General features: G+C 46.8%; 2 protein-coding genes and 2 rRNA genes. 2 read left to right on the forward strand and 2 right to left on the reverse strand.

All coding sequences use genetic code 11. The features are described 5' to 3' along the window. Positions 1 to 53: 53 nt before the first annotated feature. Positions 54 to 170, forward strand: a 5S ribosomal RNA gene (gene rrf, locus M1K58_RS29290). A gap of 373 nt (positions 171 to 543) precedes the next feature. Here the strand turns inward: rrf and fdhD are convergent. Continuing rightward, entirely contained in the window at positions 544 to 1332 is a 789-nt protein-coding gene (fdhD, locus tag M1K58_RS29295; protein WP_256762477.1) for a formate dehydrogenase accessory sulfurtransferase FdhD, read from the reverse strand. Between the two features lie 23 nt (positions 1333 to 1355). Further along, the gene (locus M1K58_RS29300) at positions 1356 to 3710 is read right to left on the reverse strand and encodes an FdhF/YdeP family oxidoreductase (protein WP_256762479.1); all 2355 of its coding nucleotides are present in this window, start codon (positions 3708 to 3710) and stop codon (positions 1356 to 1358) included. A gap of 997 nt (positions 3711 to 4707) precedes the next feature. Here M1K58_RS29300 and M1K58_RS29310 point away from each other — a divergent pair. Continuing rightward, positions 4708 to 4823 (forward strand): 16S ribosomal RNA (locus tag M1K58_RS29310); the annotation flags it as partial.

Raw genomic sequence — 4823 nt, forward strand, 5'->3', positions numbered from 1 at the left:
AGCTTTACTTCGCATCCAGTTTTCAAGGCGCAAGCCTTGTTTAGTAAGTCTGGTCTGGTAATAATGGCGGAGGGGTTCCACGCGTACCCATCTCGAACACGACCGTTAAGCCCTCCAGCGCCAATGGTACTTGGACCGCAGGGTCCTGGGAGAGTAGGACGTTGCCAGGCCAACAATGAAGAAAGCACCCTTGCGGGTGCTTTTTTTCGTATGCAAAAGGTACATGATTTCTAGTCATACGTGATTGTGACGACACTTGGGTGAATTTTGGTCTACGCAGTTCGGTTTCGCCTAACTACAAGAGGTACTAAGGAGCGATTTCATTCATGCAGTTCGGTTACATCTAACTGTAGAGGCACTGATGAACGATTTCAGCCATGCAGTTAGATGGCACGAAACTACAGAGGCACTAAGGAGCGAATTCGATCACGTAGTTAGATGACATCTAACTGTAGGGACTCCAACTGTCGTTAGCATGAACAAGAATGAAATTCATCGTATTTTCGGCATGATCTGGGTGTGAGAATCAAGAACGGGGATGCTCTAAAGAATGATCCTATGAGAATGTGTATATACATTCATGTTATCTGAGCGAATGAATCCGACGCAGGTGATACCGAGGTCTTCGGCTAATTGAAGAGCAAGGTCTGTTGGTGCGGATTTTGACAGCAGGATGGGGCAGCCGATTTTGGCTACTTTCAGCACGACCTCTGAGGATAATCGTCCACTAAAGACGATGAGTTGCTTTTTGGACTGCAGGCGGTTGCGGATGCTATGACCGAACAGCTTATCCAGTGCATTATGTCGGCCGATATCCATTCTTACTTCCATGAGTCCATCATTATCGCACAATGCGGCATTATGGACACCGCCGGTCACATGAAAGTCAACGGAGCTCATTTGCATGAGCTTCATTAATTCAAAGCACCTCTTAGCTGGAATGGATGATCCACCAACAATCGTCTTTGCAGTTCTCGCATCGTTATGAAAATAGAATTGACGGCTTTTACCGCAGCAGGAGCCGATGATTCTCTTGGAATGGAATTCCTTAGCAGTCGACTGAGGACGATGGAGGTCAATGTGAGCGAATCCTCGATCTTCGTCGAGAGTTAAGCTTTTGATGTCCTCCATTGTGCGAATGATCCCTTCAGAGGCCAAAAATCCAACAATTAGATCATTAAGATGGCTTGGAGTGCATACCAAAGTGGCAAATTCTTTGCCATCGAGACGAATTGTAAGTGGGAATTCCGTAGCGATCTCGTCTTCTACCTCAATATATTGATCGCCGTTTACCTTGATCGTTTTCCAAGCTACGCTAGACTGATGTTCCATAGCTAACAACCTCTCCCATCTAATCACCCTGGCAGGTCAATCTCCAGTTCCTCGATACGACGTTCAACATAGCGCGTGTCTTTAAGTGCATGATAGGTGTCTGCCTTCTCTACGATGACGGACGCATTATACTCAGGAATGCCGGCATAAGGCTCATAGACACCTTTCGGTATCAGTGAGTTTCCTTCTGGCCAATAGAACTCAATGTTGCCTGGAGCGATATCTTCAACTTTCGCACGACCGTGAAAAACACCATAACGATTGTATGCCACGATAGCCTCGCCATCGCGGATTCCCAATTTTTCCGTATCCTCACGGTTCATTAGAACGTCATAGCGTCCCGCCCCGTTGAACTGATCGGTCTCACTATAGATCATCGAGTTGAATTGCTTTCCTCGACGCGTAGTTGCGTAGAATCTACCTTCGGGCTTACGAAGCTCAGGCAACTCAATCGGGATGAGGTGGCCTTTACCATCTTCAGTCGGACAAACCCCTCCTTCGCACAGCCAAGCTCCACCCCATTGGAAAACTTCGCCCTGCTTCGTAAGGTGCTGAATACCGTCATAATTGGGAGAAGCCTTTGCAATCTCCTCGCGAATATGCGCAGAATCCTTGAACGTAATGATTTTCCTGTTCTCAGGCTTCACACGGGCAGCAAGTTCGCAATAGATCGCCCATTCGGGACGTGCCTCAGCAATACGCGGTCCTTGAATTTCAGGCGAGAAGTAAACCATTCGCTCTGTCGAAGTGGACGTTCCACCACCTGGCTGCTCATAGCGGGTCATTGCTGGTAGTACCCATACCTCCTCCAACGCATCGGCGAGAGTTGAGGTATTCAGCACGATATCTTGATGAACGCGGATATCTACATTTTCCAAGCAGCTTCTGACAAAATCCGGATCCGGCATCGTCTCAAGGAAGTTTCCACCGGAGGTATAAAACAGCTTCAATTTGCGCTCATGATTTTCTGGTAGCAAAGAATTCTCAAGGGATACGCCTACGATATCGCCTTGCCATTCCGGAAGCTTGAATCCCCATAGTTGCTCTATCCGACCGATATCTTTACCGGAAAATTCACCACCAGGTAAGCTAAACGGATCGGCACCCATTTCTCCGGAGCCCTGAACACCGCTGTGTCCACGGATAGGCATAACTCCACAGTGTTCACGCCCCAAGAAACCCCGAAGCAGCGCTAGGTTGGCAACCTGAGAAATATTATCTGTTCCGAATCGATGCTGCGTCAGACCCATGCTCCAAACGAATACGCCGGATTTGGCTTTTGCGAGCAGAATGGCGAACTCCCGAATACGCTTTCGCGATAAACCCGATGAACGCTCCAGGGTTTCCCACTCTTGAGCGGCAACATGCTCCTTCAAATGCTCGTAGCCGGTCGCATGCATGCTAACGAATGAATGGTCTATCGCAGATCCCAGCTCCTGATCCTCCATTTCAAACCAAATTTTCATAATGCCGTTCATGAAGGCGATGTCTCCACCGATGTTGACCTGATAGAAATCATCAGCAAGCTTCGTTCCGAACAAAGCCGATTCGGGTATGGACGGGATCCAGTACCCCTCCATGGCTGGTTCCCGATAAGGATTGATGACGATGATTTTCGTCCCTTTGCGCTTGGCTGCATACATGTACTTCGTGGATACCGGCTGATTATTGGAGGCAACGCTCCCCCAGAAAATTAAAACGTCGGTTCCGATCCAATCCTTATAATTGCAGCTAGAGGCTCCTATGCCTAGTGAACGCTTCAATGCGGTCTTTGATGGGGAGTGGCATATTCTTGAGGCATTATCAATATTGTTCGTACCTATATAACGTACTGCTTTAGCAGCAGCATAATAGGACTCGTTCGTAATTCCACGGGCAGTAAGGTAAAAGGCTAGCTGTTTGGGATCGATGCTACGAATTTTGCTTGCTATGCGATCAAGAGCCTCATCCCAAGTCGCGCGTCGGAAAGAACGTTCGCCCTTTCCACGAACGAGTGGATAGGGAATCCGCCCAAGTCCGCGAAGCTGCGTACTATCCAAGAGGCGAAGCTTATCGATATCCGCATGAAGGATTGCTGGTTTGATAGCCGGCATTGTATTTAGCCGAAGAACGTTCAGTCTCGTTGTGCATAGATGCGGACCCGTTAGAGTCTGGTCATATAAACCGGAAACACCAAGTGCACAACCATCGCACACTCCCTTTGTTAAAATCCGGTACGCATAAGGCAGGTTATCACGGTTGTCCCATACGACTTTCATCGTATCGCGGATGTGCTTGGGTTTTATTTTGCCTAACCCGAAAGGAACCTTGCTTACCCATAGTTTTGATTGAGGACGGCTAGGAAGCTTGGTTCTGCCGGAATGTTTAGTTGTTCCCATGTGTATTCCTCCCATATATTAAAAAATAACCGCCAAGCCAATGAATCTTCATGAAGAAGAGTTCAAGTCTTGCGGTTAGTCCCTTGCAGGTTTGCTACCGGGTTCAATCCTGATATGTGTAAGTACTCTGTTAGGAGGCACCAAGCTATTGTTGTAAATCGAACACGAATAAAGACATTCCTAAGTCTATGTCAACGTCAATATCGAGGCATAATTCAAGGAATATAATTGCGAATGTTGCGTTTACCAACGTCAACTGTGGCCATGAACTTCTCGACAGGTAAAGGATTGCTTTCAGTCTCACAGATCGCCCAGTTTTTTCAGAAAAGTTCTGGTGATTCAGCTAGGACCTTTGCCCATGTTCGGTGGCTGGACCGCTACTCCGTAACAAGCAGTATTAATAGCTTCATATTATCAAGAAAACGCATACATCAGCAATCGTTTACTTAAAAATGATTTACTCTCCCTCGACCTACCCTAAACCTAAGGAGTAAGTACACTATAATAGAGATCAATATCGTTAACTGGAATGGCGAGTTAGGGTAGTGATAGCCGAGAAGAATATGTAAGACAGATGAACCCATCTGCTCAAGCAGTGGTTTTGTTTCTGCTGTCCAGCATGAACGGCACTCTGGGCGAATTCCATCTGAAGTATAAAAGCGGTAAACCAAAAAACGGACTCTAATCCAACTGTAAAATTTTGATTGTTGCAAAGGGTGTTGTATCGGGTTATGATATACCTCTTGCTTCGGAAATGAAGCGAGCAGGCAAAAAAGAAGTTAAAAATAATGCTTGCAAACATGTTGTTAACATGATATGATATATATCTTGCTTCGGAAACGAAGCGGACAAGTTAACACAAATTGTTCTTTGAAAACTGAACATCGAGCGTAAGAAAACGAACAAAACGTCGGAAGATGGCTTCGGCTGTCGGAAGACAAACCAGTTGTAAAGATTGAGCCTTCAAGGCTCTTTAATACGAAGCTTCGGCTTCACTATTATGGAGAGTTTGATCCTGGCTCAGGACGAACGCTGGCGGCGTGCCTAATACATGCAAGTCGAACGAATCTCTGATGGAGCTTGCTCCTGATGAGGTTAGTGGCGGACGGGTGA

Origin of the sequence: Cohnella sp. WQ 127256 (assembly GCF_024519285.1) — a bacterium.
Taxonomy (GTDB): domain Bacteria; phylum Bacillota; class Bacilli; order Paenibacillales; family Paenibacillaceae; genus Cohnella.

Coding starts and splice junctions, on each gene's coding strand:
- fdhD (WP_256762477.1), bottom strand. CDS start 1,332: ATGGAACATCAGTCTAGCGTAGCTTGGAAAACGATCAAGGTAAACGGC.
- M1K58_RS29300 (WP_256762479.1), bottom strand. CDS start 3,710: ATGGGAACAACTAAACATTCCGGCAGAACCAAGCTTCCTAGCCGTCCT.